Genomic DNA, 16839 nt, shown 5'->3' with positions numbered 1-16839 from the left:
CTCCGGCTCCGGTCGCACCTGTGCCGGCAAGTCCATCGTCACGCCATAGCGCGCCAGAATGTGGGCATCGACCCGGTCGATCCTGGCTCCTGGCCAGGAAACCGACGGCCTGGGCAAACTGACGCGCCTTGCGTGGGTTGGCCTGGTGGAAGGGCTGTCCGGCTTCATGCAGCCGAAGGCACAGAGCCCGATCGTAACGACCGGTCGCTTCAAGGCCACAGAAGCCCTGCCGTCCGCCCAGCTGTGCCAGGAAGGCATCGTGCCCTTTCGCGTCGTTGGAAAACCGGCTTCGTCGGCCAGTCGGATGAAGAAAGCAATCCAGCCATTGTTTGGAAACGTCGATCCCGACGATGCAAGATGCTATCGTCATGAGGCCCGTCCTTATCCTGCGGGATCGCCGCGCCAATGGCCTCCCGATCAACTGTTCGGGTGACAGAAGTCGAAACGGCAGCCTACCGGGCTCGGCCACCGTTTCTCACTACCAAAGATTGACCAAGGTACGCTCCCGCCCCCCTCAATCTAACAAATCGACACGGCCAGCATAGATAAGAATGACGTCATGCATGCCGGAAGGTGCGTCAACAAGCTGGGGCCGCATATAGCGGCCCCAGCTTGTTGTGTCAGACGTAGCGGTTGACGACGTTTTCCAGATATTCCTGGCGGCCGGAAACCGGTTCCGGATTGATGTTCTCACGCTCCACCATGGCGGCGATCTCGTCGAGCTTGTATTCGCCGCGCAGCATCTTCTGCGCCTCGGGGCTCTCCCACTTCTCGTAGCGGGCATCGAGCGGGGTCTTGAGCGCGCCGTCGTCCAGCATCTTCGCGGCTGCCTTGAGGCCGCGGGCGCAGCAATCCATGCCGCCGATATGGCCGATCAGCAGGTCCTGCGGATCGAGCGACTGGCGGCGCAGCTTGGCATCGAAATTCGTGCCCCCGTTCTTGAAGCCGCCGCCCGCAAGGACGTGATAGTAGGCGAGCGCCATTTCCGGCACGTTGTTCGGGAACTGGTCGGTATCCCAGCCGGACTGATAATCGTTGCGGTTCATGTCGATCGAACCGAAGATGCCGAACGTGTTCGCCATGGCGATCTCATGTTCGAAGGAATGGCCGGCAAGGATCGCGTGGCCCTGCTCGATATTGACCTTCACCTCGTTTTCCAATCCGTTCTTCTGTAGGAAGGCATAGACGGTCGAAACGTCGTAGTCATACTGGTGCTTGGTCGGCTCCTGCGGTTTCGGCTCGATGAGAATCGTGCCTTCGAAACCGATCTTGTACTTGTATTCGACCACAAGATTCAGGAAACGGCCCATCTGGTCGAGTTCGCGGGTGAAGTCGGTATTGAGGATGGTCTCGTAGCCTTCGCGCCCGCCCCAGAGCACGTAGTTGGAGCCGCCGAGTCGCTTGGTGGCGTCGAGGCAGGTCTTGACGGTCGCCGCGGCGAAGGCGAAGACGTCCGGGTCGGGATTGGTGGCGGCACCGGACATATAGCGCCGATTGGAGAAGAGGTTCGCCGTGCCCCAGAGAAGCTTCACACCGGTTTCGGCCTGCTTTTTCTCGAAATAGTCGACGATCTCGTTGAGGTTCTTCGTGTTTTCCGCGAAATTCGTGCCTTCCGGGCGCACGTCCGCATCGTGGAAGCAGTAGAACGGGCTGCCCAGGAGCTGGAAGAATTCGAAGGCGACGTCCGCCTTCATCTTGGCCGCTTCCATCGTGTCGGAAAACCAGGGGCGCAGGAATGTCTGGCCACCGAAGGGATCGCCACCCGGCCAGGTGAAGGTGTGCCAGTAGGCGACGGCAAAGCGCAGGTGGTCCTCCATGCGCTTGCCCGCGACGATCTCGTCGGGATTGTAGTGGCGGAAGGCGAGCGGATTGGCGCTCTCCGGGCCTTTGTATTTGATCTTCTGAATGTCGCCGAAAAAGCCTGTGCTCATAGTCATGTCCTCCTTGGGGAATGTTCATTCATATCTGACGCTTGCCCCTCATCCGCCTGCCGGCACCTTCTCGCCGTAAACGGGGCGAAGGAGACGCGCGGTGAGCTATCCACCCCCTCGAACGGTGAGCGGGGCACGTCCCCTCTCCCCGCGGGCGGGGAGAGGGTTAGGGTGAGGGGCAAACCCCGGTTCAATGCGCCAGCGACCTGATCGCCGGATACGCCGCCCGATAACGCGCGTATGCGGCCTCATAGGTATCGGAAAGCGCCGTAACGGGCTCGATCGTCTCCTCCGTCTTCGGCGCCGAGCAGACCGCCACCGGATCGGCCCCGGTCGCGGCGATGAGACCGAGCCGGGCGGCACCGAAGGCCGCGCCGAAATCGCCGTCCGCCGGGATATCGACAGGCATTCCGAGCGAGGTCGCGATCGAGGCCAGCCAGTAACGCGAGCGCGAACCGCCGCCGATCGCCGTGACGCGGGAAATCGATGTGCCGGCGGATTTCAGCGCTTCCAGATTGTCGCGGATCGCAAAGGTGACGCCTTCCAGCACCGCCTGGGTCAGCACGGCCCGGCTGCTTTCGTGTCCAAGGCCGATGAAGGCGCCGCGGATAACCGCATCGTTATGCGGTGTGCGTTCGCCGGAAAGATAGGGCAGGAAGGTGACGCCGGTCGGGGCCTTCAGACTATCGCCCAGTTCTTCCGTGAGTTCGGCAGCAGATCTGCCGGCAATGTGCGAATACCAGTTGAGCGCGTCGGTGGCCGACAGGATGACGCCCATCTGGTGCCAGGTCTTCGGCAGCGCGTGGCAGAAGGCGTGCACGGCGCTTTCCGGCTTCGGCAGGTAGGAGGCGTTGGCCGCGAACAACACGCCGGACGTGCCGAGCGAGACGAAGGCGCGGCCTTCCGCAACCGTGCCCATGCCGCAGGCGGATGCCGCATTGTCCCCCGCCCCGCCGGCCACCACAACATTGCCGGTGATGCCCCATTTGGAGGCCAGTTCGCCGCGCAGCTTGCCCGCCTGTTCCGTGCCTTCCACCAGCGACGGCATCTGCGTCTCGGACAATCCGGTCGCATCGAGCAATTCGGACGACCATTTGCGGGCGCCTGTATCGAGCCAGGAGGTTCCGGCCGAGTCCGACATTTCGGAAATGTGCTCCCCGGTGAGCCACAGGCGCAGATAATCCTTCGGCAGCAGTACCTTGGCGACCTTCGCAAAAACCTCCGGCTCGTGCTTCCGCACCCAGACGAGTTTCGGCGCGGTGAAGCCCGGAAAGACGATATTGCCGGTGATTTGCCGGAAGCGGGAATCGGCGTCGAGCATCGCCGCCTCCTCGTAGGAGCGCGTGTCGTTCCAGAGGATGCAAGGCCGCAGCACCTTGTCGTCCGCATCGAGCAGCGTCGCGCCATGCATCTGGCCGGAGAGCCCGATGCCCTTCACGGCGGCGAGTCCCTTCGGGAACTTCGCCTTGAGGCCGGCGACGGCTTCCTCCGTGGCGCGGATCCAGTGGGCAGGCTCCTGCTCCGACCAGCCGGAATGCGGGCGCGAAACGTCGAGCGCGCCACTCGCCGAACCGATGATCCTCTGATCGCCGTCGATCAGCATCGCCTTGACGCCGGAAGTGCCGAGATCGAGACCGAGATACATGGTGTTTCTCCTTCATGCTCTGCTTCTCAGGGCAGATTGTCTTTCAAGAATATGTCGATGCGGATGCGCTCCTGCCCGGCGATCACCGGCAGGCCATCCGCCTTGGCCTTCAGCACGCGGATGGCGCTGCGCACCTCATGGCCCGCATCCTGGTTCAGCACCGCATCGATCACGCCTTCGGCGAGTGCGGCGCGGGTCGAGGCGGTGAGTTCGTGGGCGATGACAAGAGGCCGCCTGGACATTCCCGCTTTTTGCACCGCCCGGATGAGGCCTCGATTGCCCGCACCGAGACTATAGATGCCAGCGATGTCAGCATGACGGCGCAACGCATCGGCAACCACCGTTTCGGCGAGCGCCGGATCGTCCCGGCCCTCCAGCACCGGCAGGATAAGGACATTCGGATAGCTCTCTCCGATGACCGACGAAAACCCTTCGAGCCGCTCGCGATGGTCGCGCACCAGCATGGAGCCGGCAAGCACCGCCACCGTCGCCCCTCGCTCACCCATGAACGGGCCGCTCAGGAAACGGCCCATCAGGCTGCCTGCGGTACGGCCGGCGGCGATATTGTCGATGCCGGCGTAATGATCGCGGGAGGCGTCCGGCAGGTCCGAGACAAGCGTGACGGTCGGTATGCCCGCTTCCTTCAAGCGGCCGACGGCAGCGCGGACTTCAGGCGCATCGATGGCGACGAAGGCGACTCCGGACGGCTTTTCTGCCAGCACCTTTTCGAGCGCGTCAACCAGTGCATCCGGATCAAAGGGTGGCACGTCGACGATGCGGATGTGCGTGCGCTCGGCGCTCGAACGGGCAATCGCGCCGCGCACTTCCTCGTGCAGGCCGATCATGAAGGAATTGTCGTTTTCCGGCAGGATGAAGACGAAGGAATAGGTGCGGCCCTTGGCAAGGTTCGCGGCCGCAAGATCCCGCACATAACCGAGCGCAGCGATCGCCTCTTCCACCTTCGAGCGGGTCACCGCGCGCACGCCCGGCCGGTCGTTCAACACGCGATCGACCGTGGCAAGGCTGACGCCTGCGCTCTTCGCGATGTCATGGACAGTGGGCTTCATGAACTCCTCCGCGGAAGGTCGTAGCCCAATTTTTGAGGTACGTAAATCAGAATTTACCGAAGGTGTCGGAAAACAGCCCTCCGACAGGGGGCCAGGTCACCGGTCGACAGGAAAAAGGGCCGCCACTTCAAGCGGCGACCCCTTTCCGGCGGTGGAGGGCTGTGATCAGTGGCCGCCCCCACCGGCTCCGGCTGGCCGCGCGGGTTTGGCAATCAGGAAGACGAAGAAGATGAGGCTGCCGAAAAGCACGGTCAGCAGCAGGAAAACGTCCGCGAAGGACAAGAGCCAGGACTGCTGGGTGATCATTCCGGAAAGCCTCTGCAGGGCAGCCGCGCTGCCGTCGAAACCATAGGAGTTGTAGTTGGCGCCGACGCTGTCGAGCCAGCTCATCGCAGCCGGGTTGCCGTAATTGACGTGCTCGGAGAGCCGGGCATAGTGTTCGTCCGTCCGCTGGGTCAGCATGGTGTTGATAATCGCCAGCCCCACCGCGCCCCCGAGATTGCGGGTCAGGTTGAACAGGCCGGAAGCGCCCTGGATGCGCTGCGGCGCGAGTGTGCCGAGCGCAATATTGTTGATCGGCACCATGCACATCATCATCGAGGCCCCGCGCAGGATCTGCGGCAGGAACAGTTCCCAGAAATCCCAGTCTTCCGTAATTCCCGTCATCAGCCAGGTGCCGAGGGCGAAGCCGACAAAGCCGACCGCCATCATCACCCTGAGATCGAGGAGGTTCGTCAGGCGCCCGACAATCGGCGCGGAGACGAACATGGCAAGCCCGGAGACGAACATGGTCTCGCCGATCATCAGGGAATCATAGCCTCGGATGCGTCCCAGATAGAGCGGATAGAGATAGGTGAGACCGTAGAGGCCGACACCCATCACGAAGGAGAAAAGCGAACCGAAGGCGAAGTTGGCATTGCTGAAGGCCCTGAGATCCACGACCGGGAACTCGACCCTGAAGGCGCGCCAGAAGAACACCACGGCGCCGACGAAGATCATCACCGTGCCGATGACGATACGCTCGTCGCCGAACCAGTCCTTGTTGTTACCCTCCTCGAGCACGTATTCGAGCGACCCCAGGAACACGGCCATGGAGAAAAGCCCCCACCAGTCGAACTTCTTCCAGAGCTGCATCTGGGGCTTGTCGAAGTCGATCAGGCTCCAGGCGGCGGCCGTCACGAGGATGCCCGGGATGATGTTGACGAGGAAAAGCCAGTGCCAGGAAAAGGCGTGCGACAGATAGCCGCCGACCGTCGGCCCGATCGTCGGCGCGAGCGTTGCGACAAGGCCGATGATCGGCGAGACGATGCTGCGCTTCGAGGGCGGGAAGATGGTGAAGGCGGCTGCGAAGACCGAGGGGATCATGCCGCCGCCGATAAAGCCCTGAAGCGCCCGGTAGACGATCATCTGCTCGATATTGGTGGCAGTGGCGCAGAGCGCGCTCGCCATCGTGAAGCCGCCCGCGCAGATGGTGAAAAGCACGCGCGTCGAAAGAATCCGCGCCAGCGTCCCCGACAGCGGGATCATGATCACTTCGGCGATCAGGTAGGAAGTCTGCACCCAGGCGACTTCGTCCGAGCCGGCGGAAAGGCCGGCCTGGATCTCGGCGAGCGAGGCCGAGACGATCTGGATGTCGAGGATCGACATGAACATGCCGAAGACCATCGCGAAGAAGGCGATGACCTTGCGTCTGTCCATCGGTGGGTCGACGGGTATCGCACCTGCCGCGGCCGTTGCTGTTGCCATGGCCGTTCTCCGTAGGTTTATTTTGCAGCGACCGCGTTGCTGTCGGCGGGAGCCGTTCGGGTGTCGACGTCGACGACGACGCTCAAACCGGCCCTCAGATGCTCGCGCTCCAGGACGTCCTTCGGGATCGAGATCCGCACCGGCACGCGCTGCACGACCTTGGTGAAATTGCCCGTGGCGTTTTCAGGCGGAAGCAGGGAGAAGACCGAACCGGAAGCAGGCGCGATGGAAACGACCGTACCCGTAACGGTGTGGTCGTCGAAGGCATCTATATGCACGCGGACCTTGGAACCCGGCTTCAGGTGGCCGATCTGGGTTTCCTTGAAATTCGCATCGATATAAAGCTCGGTAAGCGGCACCAGAGAGGCCAGCCGCTTGCCGGCGGTGACCAGATCGCCCGTCTGGACGGCGAGATTGCCGATGACACCATCGTAAGGCGCCTTCAGGACCGTGAAATCCAGATCGCGCTGGGCCTGGTCGCGGGCAATCTCCTCGGCACGGACATCGTTGACCGCTTCCTTGCGCTGTGCCTGCAAGAGGCCGAGATTGGCCTCCGCGGAAGCAACGGCCGCCTGACCGGCGACCAGATCGGCACGGGCCTTTTCGAGCGCGACCTCTGCATTGTCGAGGTCGGCGGTCGTACCCACGGATTTTGCGGCCAGTTCCGCCTGGCGCTTCTGGGTTATTTCGGCACCGCGAACGGCCGCTTCAAGCGCGCCCTGCTGGGCCTTGGCCTGCTCGATCGCCGCCTTGCCGCCAACGATCTGCGCATCGATGCGCGATATCGCGAGATTGGCGGATTCGACGGCTGCTGCGGCCTTTTCGAGCGCCAGCCTGTAATCGCCGTCGTCAAGTGTCACAAGCGGATCGCCCGCTTTGACGGACTGGTTTTCGACGACATTCACCTTGGCAACGTAACCTGATACCTTGGGAGAAATGACGGCGATATCGCCTTCCACATAAGCGTCATCGGTCGAAACGAGGAAGCGGCCATCGGTCCACCAGTCATAACCATACCAGGCTGCGCCGCCCAGAAGAGCAAGCCCGATGATCGGCAGCAGGAAACCGCGCTTCTTCTTTGCGGGCGCCTTCTGATCTGCCGGCGCCGGGATCGTTTCCGCCGCGGCAGGCTTTTCTGCAGCAGGATTCTCCTCGCGCGCTTTGGCTTCGGCAGGACCCGCATTGTCCGTCGTCACGGCGCGCAGTGCGCCGGCGTTTTGGGAGACCGTCATTTTTCTATTACCGTCTTGGGAGTGCAGTCTTTCATCGAACCGTTCGGTTCAGTGAGCTTGACATAGACCTTTCCATGGCACATATCAAGAGCAATCGAACCACTCGGTTCGAAAAGGTTAAAGAAGGCATTAAAATGTCCAAACAGACAGGGAAGCTGGCAATATCCGATCCGGGCCCGGCCGGGCGTTTCGCGGCGGGCGAGGACCCGGCGAAACGGGAACAGATCATCGATGGCGCGAAGGCCGTCTTCATGAAGCTCGGCTTCGATGCGGCAAGCATGAACGACATTACCCGCGAGGCCGGTGTCTCGAAGGGAACGATCTACGTCTATTTCCAGAACAAGGAACATCTCTTCACCGCAATGGTCGCGCGCGAGCGCGAGCGTATCACCACGAGGATGCGCGACATTCTTGAAGGCAGCGAGGAGGTCGAGGACGGACTTTATCATTTCGGCGTGAGCTTCGCCGCGCATATCACCTCGCCTCAGGTGATCAATGCGATGCGCACCGTAATCGGTGTCGCCGACCGGATGCCGAGCCTCTGTCGGCATTTCTTCAATTCCCCCTCGGTGAACGTGCGGACGGTTCTGGACGACTTCATCAAGCGTCATGTGGCGCTCGGCAACCTGAAGGCCGAAGATACCGATCTGGCAGCTCGCCAGTTCATCGACATGACGAGCGGCACCTTCTTCAAGTTCCGCCTGTTTGGCGATATCGACGACGTGCCGCCGCGGGAAGAACTGGATCACGTCGTCAGGGGCGCGATCCGGGTGTTCATGGCGGCCTATGGCGCCCATGACACGTCAGTGAAGGCGAAAACGGTAGAACACGCCTGATTTCAGGTGGTTGTTGCACAACCTCCTCTTGTCTTTGCGTTTCCACTTCTTAAATCGGTCGGGCAATTACGCCCTGAGATTGAGAAAAGGAGATGTGGATGGACATTGCAGCGCTCGTAGCAGACCCGGCGGCCTGGGTAGCGCTCGTTACTCTTGTGGTCATGGAGGTCGTGCTCGGCATCGACAACCTGATCTTCATCTCCATCCTCACCAATAAGCTGCCGGCCGAGCATCGCGTCAAAGCCCGCCGCATCGGTATCGGGCTCGCGCTCATCATGCGGCTCGCGCTGCTCGGCACCATCGCCTGGATCGTCCAGCTGACCACCCCGATCTTCGAAGCCTTCGGACACGGTTTCTCGTGGAAGGATCTGATCCTGATCGCCGGCGGTCTTTTCCTCGTCTGGAAGGCCACCAAGGAAATCCACCACAATGTCGATCCGGCCGATCACAACGAGGATTTCATCGCAAGCTCGGCAACCACGGGCTTCGCGGCTGCTATCGGCCAGATCCTGCTTCTCGACCTCGTCTTCTCGATCGACAGCATCATTACCGCCGTCGGCATGACCGAGCATTTGCCGATCATGGTGACCGCCGTTGTTATCGCCGTGACCGTGATGCTGGTCGCCGCAACGCCGCTCGCCAACTTCATCGAGAAGAACCCGACGATCGTCATGCTGGCCCTCGCCTTCCTCCTGATGATCGGCACGACGCTGATTGCCGACGGCATGGGCTTCCATGTGCCGAAGGGCTACGTTTACGCCGCCATGGCCTTCTCGGCGCTGGTCGAAGTGCTGAACATGCTGGCCCGCAACGGGAGACGGAAGAAGAAGGGCGAGCAGCAGACGCTGCATTGACGGAAAATCCGCCCCTCATCCCGCTGTTGCGACCTTCTCCCTATAAAGCGGGGAGAAGGTCAGGGTGAGGGCAGAGGCGAACGCCGAAGCTCTCCTCACCCCTTCGCCAGTTCCTTCTCGATCGCCGAAACGAGGCGGCTGTCTTCCGCTGTCACATCCGGCGCGAAACGGGCGACGATCTTGCCGTCGCGGTCGATCAGGAACTTCTCGAAGTTCCAGAGGATTTCCTGGTCGTCGGGAACCTCCATGCCATAACCGCGCAGGCGCTCCTTCATCGGACCATCCCCGGTCGTCGCCACGCCCGAACCGGTCAGTTCCTTGTAGAGCGGATGCTTGTCCTCGCCCTTCACCGAGATCTTCGAGAAGATCGGGAATTTGACGTCGTAGGTGAGCGTGCAGAACTCGACGATCTCTGTATCCGTACCCGGTTCCTGGCCCTTGAAATTGTTGGCCGGAAAGGCGGCGATGACGAACCCGTGCTGGCGCTTGTCCTCATAGAGCTTTTCGAGACCTTCGTATTGCTTGGTGAGCCCGCATTTGGAGGCGACATTGACGACCAGCATGACCTTGCCCTTATATTCGGACAGCGTCGTCTGGCGGCCGTCCGCCAGCTTGACCGGAATATCCAGAACGGCGCTCATCGGCAAATCTCCCTGAAATTGACAAAGCAGTAGGCGGACACAAACTATTCCAACAGTCATGCTTGTCCAGTGGACAGACATTGCCCGGCGGAACTTTAACCGGTCGGTGGGATTGATACGCCACCCGAAAGCGTCAATTCTTCTTTTTCGGCGGATGCTCATCCGTCGTTCAGCCTCAGAGCCGCCGGAGCCCATGACAACCGACCAGATTCTCGCCTTTACCGTCATCGCCATCATGATGGCGGTCTTCATCTGGGATCGCTTTCGCTATGACGTGGTTGCCTGCTGCGCCCTCGTGCTGGCAGTCACGCTCGGCATCGTGCCGGTCGACAAGGCTTTTTCCGGCTTTTCCGACGACATCGTCGTCATCGTCGGCAGCGCGTTGGTTGTCAGTGCAGGTGTGGCCCGCTCGGGGATCGTCGATACCGCCATCAAGAAATTCTTCCCGAACCTCAACACGCTGCCCACCCAGCTTGCGCTTCTGATGATCGTGGTGGCTGTGCTTTCCGCCTTCATCAAGAACATCGGAGCACTGGCGATCATGATGCCGGTAGCCTTTCAGTTTGCGCGCAAATCCGGCGCCTCGCCGTCCAAATACCTGATGCCCATGGCCTTTGCCGCCTTGCTTGGCGGCCTGATGACGCAGATCGGCACGTCTCCCAACATCGTCGTGTCGCGGCTGAGGAGCGAGCTCACCGGAACGCCCTTCACCATGTTCGATTTCACGCCGATGGGCGCAATCCTCACCATTGTCGGCATTACCTTTCTGCTCTTTTTCCACTGGCTGGTGCCGAGTCGGACGAAGCAGAACAATTCCATCGAGGAAGCGGTCGAGATTACCAACTATACGTCGGAAGTGTCGGTAACAGCGCAATCCTCCGTCCTGGACAAACCCATGAGCGAACTCTTGAAGCTCGGCGATGGCGAGGTGATCGCGACAGCCGTGCTGCGCGGCCCGGCCCGCATGTCACCCTTCCCCGATCTCGTGATGCGCGAAGGCGACGTGGCGCTTCTGGAAGGCCCGTCGAAGGCGCTCGATCGCATCGTCTCGGCAGGCAGACTGCAACTTTCCGGCAAGCCGCTGCGAGAAAAGGGGCAGGCCCAGCCCGACGTGATCTCCGTGGAGGCGATTATCTCGCAGGAATCGCCGCTCCGGGGGCTCTCCGCCAAGGAACTTGCGCTTTCCTACACGCGCGGCGTCAACCTTCTGGCCGTCAGCCGGCGCGGCGAACGGCTGAAGGAACGGCTCGGCGATCTCACGCTGATGGCAGGCGACGTGCTGGTGCTGCAGGGAAGCCGCAGGAACCTGCCGGGGGTGTTGCAGGATTTCTCGCTTCTGCCGCTCGCCCAGCGCGAGGTGCTGCTCGGCACGCATCGGCGCGCCTACGTTCCGCTCATCATCCTCGCGCTTGCGATGGCGACGACGGCGGTCGGTATTGCGCCGGTACCGGTCGCCTTCTTTGCCGCGGCACTTGGCATGGTCGTCTTCCGGGCAATCCCGCTTGCCGATATCTACAAGGCGGTCGACGGACCGATCCTCGTCATGCTCGCGGCGCTGATCCCGGTGTCGGATTCGCTTCGGAGCACCGGGGGCAGCGCGCTGATTGCAGGCTGGTTGGGCGATGTCGCGACGAATCTGCCCGCCTGGGGCGCGCTCGCGCTGATCCTTGTCACCGCCATGGCCGTGACGCCCTTCCTCAACAATGCCGCAACCGTCCTCGTCATGGGGCCGATCGCCGTCAGTTTCGCCACCAATCTCGGCTTCAAGCCGGAAGCCTTTCTCATGGCTGTGGCAATTGGCGCCGGCTCGGATTTCCTGACCCCCGTCGGCCATCAATGCAATACGCTTGTCTTCGGCCCCGGCGGCTACAAGTTCTCTGATTACCCGCGCCTCGGCCTGCCGTTGTCGTTTATCATCGTGCTCGTGAGTGTCCCGGCGCTGCTCTATATCTGGCCGGTAAGGTAGGGTTGCGCGGATATGCGGCCAAAAACCTTGACGCCTGCGATTGAATATGCGCTAAGGCCTGCCACAAATCCCGCATAGGCAAAAGCAGGTCCGCGCCTCGCATGACAGGCGCTAGAAATCGAGCATTATTCATGAACACACATGGCCCCCGCGTCCGTATTGCCCCCTCGCCTACCGGCGAACCGCATGTCGGCACCGTCTATATCGCCCTGTTCAACTATCTTTTCGCCAAAAAGATGGGCGGCGAATTCATCCTGCGCATCGAGGATACCGACGCCACCCGTTCCACGCCGGAATTCGAACAGAAGGTGCTGGACGCGCTGAAATGGACGGGGCTGACCTGGGCCGAAGGCCCGGATGTCGGCGGCCCCTATGGCCCCTACCGCCAGTCCGACCGCAAGGAAATGTACCAGCCCTATGCCCAGGAACTCCTGGACAAGGGCCATGCCTTCCGCTGCTTCTGCACGCCCGAGCGGCTGGAGCAGATGCGCGAAGCGCAGCGCGCCGCCGGCAAGCCGCCGAAATACGATGGTCTCTGCCTCCACCTGACGGCCGAGGAAGTCACGTCCAAGATGGCGGCGGGCGAAAGCTCGGTCATCCGCATGAAGATCCCGACCGAAGGCTCCTGCGATTTCCATGACGGCGTCTATGGCGATGTGTCCATCCCGTGGGACTCGGTCGACATGCAGGTGCTGATCAAGGGCGATGGCATGCCGACCTATCACATGGCGAATGTCATCGACGACCATCTGATGAAGATCACCCATGTGGCACGCGGCGAGGAATGGCTGGCCTCGGTGCCGAAGCACATCCTGCTCTACCGCTATTTCGAGTGGGAACAGCCGGTCTTCATGCACCTGTCCTTGATGCGCAATGCCGACAAGTCGAAGCTGTCGAAGCGCAAGAACCCGACGTCGATCTCCTACTATTCCGCGCTCGGCTACCTGCCGGAAGCGCTGATGAACTTCCTTGGCCTGTTCTTCATCCAGATCGCCGAGGGCGAGGAACTGCTGACCATGGACGAGCTCTGCGAAAAGTTCGATCCGGACAATCTCTCCAAGGCCGGCGCGATCTTCGACATCCAGAAGCTCGACTGGCTGAACGGCCGCTGGCTCCGCGAAAAGCTTTCGCCGGAGGATTTCGTTGCCCGCACGCTCGAATGGGCGTCGGAGAACAACCGCCTGACGGAAGGCCTGAAACTGTCGCAGAGCCGCATTTCCAAGCTCGGCGAACTGCCACAGCTCGCAGGCTTCCTGCTTTCGAATGACGTCGGCTTGACGCCTGCCTCCTTCGCCGGCCTGAAGACCAGCCCGGCCGAGACGCTGGAGATCCTCAATACCGTTCAGGCCGATCTCGAAAAGCTCATGGAATGGAACGTTGAGACGATCGACGCCGAGCTGCGCGCCGTTTCCGACAAGTTGGCCAAGAAGCTGCGCGTCGTCACGCCGCCGCTCTTCGTCGCCATGTCGGGTTCGTCCCGCTCGCTGCCGCTGTTCGACTCGATGGCGCTGCTCGGCCGCTCGGTCGTGCGCCAGAGACTGAAAGTCGCAGCGACCGTGATGGCTTCGATGGTGGGAAGCGGGAATTGAGGATCAGATGCCTTCATTCCTGAAGGAAAGAATATGAAGATACCCCCCTCTGCCCTGCCGGGCATCTCCCCCTCAAGGGGGGAGATCGGCAAGTGGTAGAGCGGCATATTCCCAACAATCTCCCCCTCGAGGGGGAGATGTCACGAAGTGACAGAGGGGGGTGAACTGAGGCGCTTGCTGCCCTTTAAGGCGAAACACGATGACCGACACGAATACCGAAACCGCCCTCTCCTCCGACGCCACGCAGGTGCGCGCCCAGAAGCTCAAGCTGCTTCGCGAGCAGATCGGCGATGTCTATCCCGCCCATTTCCACCGGACGATCTCGAACGCGGAACTGGCCGAAAGATATGCCGGCGTCGAGCCGGACACGGAAACCGGCGATATCGTCACCGTGGCGGGGCGCGTCTACTCCTCGCGCAATTCCGGCATGTTCATGGACATCCGCGATGCAGGCGGCAAGGTGCAGATCTTCTCCCACAAGGATACTACGCCGGAAGAGGCCCGCGCGCTGTTGCCGATGATCGATATCGGCGACATCATCGGGGTGACCGGCGAGGTGCGGCGCACCAAGCGCGGCGAGCTGACGGTGAACGCCAAGGAAATCACCATGCTCACCAAGTCGCTGCTGCCAATGCCCGAAAAATGGCATGGCCTGTCGGATATCGAGACCCGCTACCGCAAGCGCCATCTCGACATCATGACGAACGAGGAGTCCAAGCTCCGCTTCCGTCAGCGTTCGAAGATCATCTCCGGCATCCGCCGCTTCATGGAGGACGAGAACTTCCTGGAGGTCGAGACGCCGATGCTGCATTCGGTCTATGGCGGCGCGACGGCCGAACCCTTCAAGACCCACCACAACACGCTGAAGCTCGACATGTACCTGCGCATCGCGCCGGAACTGTTCTTGAAGCGCACGCTGGTCTCCGGCCTCACCGACAAGGTGTTCGAGATCAACCGCAACTTCCGTAACGAAGGCGTCTCGACCCGGCACAATCCCGAATTCACCATGATGGAATGCTATTGGGCCTATGCCGATTACGAGGACGTCATGGGCCTTGTCGAGCGGCTCTTCGCGCATCTGGCGATGAGCATCCACGGCTCGACCGAGTTCAAGTTCGGCGACAAGGAAATCTCCTTCAAGGGTCCGTTCCGCCGCGTGCCGATGCCCGAGGCTGTCAGGGAGGCGACCGGCATCGACTTCCTTGCGATCAAGACGGACGAGGGAGCCCGCGCCGCCGCCAAGGCCGCCGGCTTCGAGGTCGAGAAGGACTGGACCTGGGGCGAATGCCTTGCCTTCATCTTCGAGGAGAAGGTGGAGGGCACACTGATCCAGCCGGCTCACGTCACCCACTTCCCGAAGGACATCTCACCCTTTGCCAAGGAAGTTCCGGGCGAGCCGCGCCTCGTCGAGCGTTTCGAGACCTATTGCAACGCCTGGGAAATCGGCAACGCCTTTTCCGAACTCAACGACCCGGAAGAACAGCGCCGCCGCATGGTCGAACAGCTCGAGCAGGCGCACGCTCGCGGCGAGAAGGAAAAGCAGCTCGACGAGGAATTCCTCGATGCGATCGACCAAGGCATGCCGCCGGCCGGCGGCCTCGGCATCGGGGTCGACCGCCTGGTGATGCTGCTCACCGATTCGCCGTCGATCCGCGACGTCATTCTGTTCCCGGCAAGACGTGCCAAGGCGGATTGATTGGGAATGGTGGGCTTTGCAAACCCCTCACTTGCGATTTTCTAACACTTAGCTGCGCTAAGGTGTTGAATCGCTTTCTCTCCCGCAAGGGGAGAAATAGATATGCCACACCGCCGCGAGTCTACCTCTCCCTTGGCGGGAGAGGTTACAAAATCAGCATTAGCATGGCTAAGTGCTAGATTTTGTTGGTGAGGGGGTATGCCCAAAAGCCTAGTGTACGTCCTTTTTCGACCCAGCCTCTGACGCTTCCCCACCAGCTTTTGCCGCCGCCGCCGCCTCCTCCCCTCTGAGCTTCGCAAGCCAGGCGGCGCCGGCGGCGTCCGCATCGCTGGCGTCGCCTGCCGGAGACGGTGCCGCATCGGCATGAACGGCCTCGGCGGAGTCGTGACCGGACCGGATTTCGTCGGCCTCGGTGCCCTTGGACCATTTCTTGCCGCCTTCCACAGCAGTCCCGGGTTGCGGCGCGGGTAGAGACGCCTCCGGGACAGGCCGGGCATCGCCTGAAGCTTCGTCATGAGACGCTTCGGGCTTTTCGTCTTCACCGCCCCCGAAGAGCATGTTCTTCACCGACGCGAAGAAACTTTCTTTCTCTTTCGACTGGGCCAAGATGGGCTCGATGTGACCGGCAGGCTGATTGTCATGACCTTCCGCTTTGGTCTCTGCGGGGGGCGCAGGCTGATCGCCATGGTCTTCCCCCGCGGCTTTGCCATGTTCATCTGCAGGTGCGTCGTGCGCCTTAGCCGGAGCCACGGCATGGGCGCTGCCTTCGCCCATTTGGCCCTCCGCCGGGGCTTCGTGACCTGAGCCGAAGATCATCCCTGTGATAGAGCTGAGCAATCCGCCGCTCTCCGCGGCCGCAGCTTCACCTCCTTCGCCATGGCCTTCGGCCGGCGCGCCGTGACCGTCTGAAGTTTCCCCATGTCCGCCGGCTTCACCATGACCACCGCCGCCTGCTTTCTCTCCATGTCCGTCGGCTGGCGCTCCGTGCTCACCGGCTGGAGCGACCGCTGCCGGATCAATGCAATCGGCCTTGTCGGTCAGGCTTGCAGTGAGGGCCTCGACGTCTTCCAGCGGCAGGTCGATGCGCATGCCGTAATATTCGCCGTTCGAATTGGGCGAACCATCGAGATAATAGGCCGAATAGATCTCGGCGTCGGCGCCTTCGGGCACTTTCTTGAGATCAGGAATATAGACGACCTGCGCACCGATCATGCGGCCACGCATCCGGGCGCGGTCCTGGGGGCCGGCCTTGTCGATCATTGCCACCTGGACGAGATCAGCCTTCTCTTTTTCCTGTACCGCTCGGGCAACACGCAGCGCCGTCTTGATGCGCGCGACGCCATCGCCGGACTGATCGCTGGTCACATATTTGCGGATCCAGTAGCGCTGATCGCGCCTGATCTTGATGGTTTCGAGAGCGGTGCATTCGAGGCCATTGATCTCCCGGTAGGAGGGGCCGAGAATCTTGTCCGTGCCGATGATGACCGCCGCAGTGCCGCTGCCGCCGCCGAGAACCACAATGCCGCCCATGATCAGGACAAGCGTCTTGGAAAACCGGAACTTCAGACCCTTCACTTGCCGAGCTCCGGCATAATCAACTCCATCTTACGCAGGACACCTATGGAATATCGGCGGG

At 61.6% G+C, this 16839-nt stretch carries 13 protein-coding genes; 6 read left to right on the top strand and 7 right to left on the bottom strand.

Going from position 1 to position 16839, the window contains the following annotated elements; translation table 11 throughout:
* Positions 1 to 145: 145 nt before the first annotated feature.
* Positions 146 to 433, top strand: coding sequence for a hypothetical protein (locus JL39_RS21765; protein WP_152601101.1), 288 nt, complete (start codon positions 146 to 148; stop codon positions 431 to 433).
* A 187-nt stretch (positions 434 to 620) separates the two neighbouring features.
* Here JL39_RS21765 and xylA read toward each other — a convergent pair whose 3' ends face one another.
* From xylA to JL39_RS21740, 5 genes are all read right to left on the bottom strand, one after another.
* Positions 621 to 1931: a xylose isomerase gene (gene xylA / locus JL39_RS21760; protein WP_037155784.1), complete on the bottom strand. Its 1311-nt coding sequence runs from the start codon at positions 1929 to 1931 to the stop codon at positions 621 to 623.
* Positions 1932 to 2121: 190 nt separating this feature from the next.
* Positions 2122 to 3576, bottom strand: a complete 1455-nt coding sequence (gene xylB, locus JL39_RS21755; protein ID WP_037155781.1) for a xylulokinase — start codon at positions 3574 to 3576, stop codon at positions 2122 to 2124.
* Between the two features lie 26 nt (positions 3577 to 3602).
* A complete protein-coding gene (locus JL39_RS21750; protein WP_037155778.1) occupies positions 3603 to 4643 on the bottom strand; it encodes a LacI family DNA-binding transcriptional regulator in 1041 nt (346 codons plus the stop codon).
* A gap of 165 nt (positions 4644 to 4808) precedes the next feature.
* Entirely contained in the window at positions 4809 to 6389 is a 1581-nt protein-coding gene (locus JL39_RS21745) for a DHA2 family efflux MFS transporter permease subunit (RefSeq protein ID WP_037155776.1), read from the bottom strand.
* Between the two features lie 17 nt (positions 6390 to 6406).
* On the bottom strand, positions 6407 to 7621 hold the full coding sequence (locus JL39_RS21740) for an HlyD family secretion protein (protein ID WP_037155773.1): 1215 nt from the start codon (positions 7619 to 7621) through the stop codon (positions 6407 to 6409).
* Positions 7622 to 7755: 134 nt separating this feature from the next.
* Here JL39_RS21740 and JL39_RS21735 point away from each other — a divergent pair, with 134 nt between their 5' ends.
* A complete protein-coding gene (locus tag JL39_RS21735) occupies positions 7756 to 8457 on the top strand; it encodes a TetR/AcrR family transcriptional regulator (protein WP_037155770.1) in 702 nt (233 codons plus the stop codon).
* 98 nt (positions 8458 to 8555) lie between these two features.
* Positions 8556 to 9311 carry a TerC family protein gene (locus JL39_RS21730; protein ID WP_037155767.1) on the top strand — a complete coding sequence of 252 codons (756 nt, stop codon included), beginning with the start codon at positions 8556 to 8558 and terminating at the stop codon, positions 9309 to 9311.
* A gap of 95 nt (positions 9312 to 9406) precedes the next feature.
* Here the strand turns inward: JL39_RS21730 and JL39_RS21725 are convergent, their stop codons facing one another.
* A complete protein-coding gene (locus JL39_RS21725) occupies positions 9407 to 9952 on the bottom strand; it encodes a glutathione peroxidase (protein WP_037155764.1) in 546 nt (181 codons plus the stop codon).
* A gap of 193 nt (positions 9953 to 10145) precedes the next feature.
* Between JL39_RS21725 and JL39_RS21720 the strand changes: the two genes are divergently transcribed.
* The 3 genes from JL39_RS21720 (at position 10146) to lysS (ending at position 15203) form a co-directional block, all read left to right on the top strand.
* Positions 10146 to 11918, top strand: a complete 1773-nt coding sequence (locus tag JL39_RS21720) for an SLC13 family permease (protein ID WP_037156123.1) — start codon at positions 10146 to 10148, stop codon at positions 11916 to 11918.
* A gap of 131 nt (positions 11919 to 12049) precedes the next feature.
* The gene (gene gltX, locus JL39_RS21715; RefSeq protein ID WP_037155761.1) at positions 12050 to 13507 is read left to right on the top strand and encodes a glutamate--tRNA ligase; all 1458 of its coding nucleotides are present in this window, start codon (positions 12050 to 12052) and stop codon (positions 13505 to 13507) included.
* A gap of 199 nt (positions 13508 to 13706) precedes the next feature.
* Positions 13707 to 15203 carry a lysine--tRNA ligase gene (gene lysS / locus JL39_RS21710; protein ID WP_037155757.1) on the top strand — a complete coding sequence of 499 codons (1497 nt, stop codon included), beginning with the start codon at positions 13707 to 13709 and terminating at the stop codon, positions 15201 to 15203.
* Positions 15204 to 15413: 210 nt separating this feature from the next.
* On the opposite strand, the gene JL39_RS32220 is transcribed toward lysS, so the two are convergent.
* Positions 15414 to 16778 carry a hypothetical protein gene (locus JL39_RS32220; protein WP_200883989.1) on the bottom strand — a complete coding sequence of 455 codons (1365 nt, stop codon included), beginning with the start codon at positions 16776 to 16778 and terminating at the stop codon, positions 15414 to 15416.
* Positions 16779 to 16839 lie beyond the last annotated feature (61 nt).

It is taken from the genome of Rhizobium sp. YS-1r (assembly GCF_000757525.1).
GTDB lineage: Bacteria > Pseudomonadota > Alphaproteobacteria > Rhizobiales > Rhizobiaceae > Neorhizobium > Neorhizobium petrolearium.
The sequence above is the reverse complement of the archived record's forward strand: the minus strand, read 5'-3'. Positions and strand labels throughout refer to the sequence as shown.

Coding starts and splice junctions, on each gene's coding strand:
- xylA (WP_037155784.1), bottom strand. CDS start 1,931: ATGAGCACAGGCTTTTTCGGCGACATTCAGAAGATCAAATACAAAGGC.
- xylB (WP_037155781.1), bottom strand. CDS start 3,576: ATGTATCTCGGTCTCGATCTCGGCACTTCCGGCGTCAAGGCGATGCTG.
- JL39_RS21750 (WP_037155778.1), bottom strand. CDS start 4,643: ATGAAGCCCACTGTCCATGACATCGCGAAGAGCGCAGGCGTCAGCCTT.
- JL39_RS21745 (WP_037155776.1), bottom strand. CDS start 6,389: ATGGCAACAGCAACGGCCGCGGCAGGTGCGATACCCGTCGACCCACCG.
- JL39_RS21740 (WP_037155773.1), bottom strand. CDS start 7,621: ATGACGGTCTCCCAAAACGCCGGCGCACTGCGCGCCGTGACGACGGAC.
- JL39_RS21735 (WP_037155770.1), top strand. CDS start 7,756: ATGTCCAAACAGACAGGGAAGCTGGCAATATCCGATCCGGGCCCGGCC.
- JL39_RS21730 (WP_037155767.1), top strand. CDS start 8,556: ATGGACATTGCAGCGCTCGTAGCAGACCCGGCGGCCTGGGTAGCGCTC.
- JL39_RS21725 (WP_037155764.1), bottom strand. CDS start 9,952: ATGAGCGCCGTTCTGGATATTCCGGTCAAGCTGGCGGACGGCCGCCAG.
- JL39_RS21720 (WP_037156123.1), top strand. CDS start 10,146: ATGACAACCGACCAGATTCTCGCCTTTACCGTCATCGCCATCATGATG.
- gltX (WP_037155761.1), top strand. CDS start 12,050: ATGAACACACATGGCCCCCGCGTCCGTATTGCCCCCTCGCCTACCGGC.
- lysS (WP_037155757.1), top strand. CDS start 13,707: ATGACCGACACGAATACCGAAACCGCCCTCTCCTCCGACGCCACGCAG.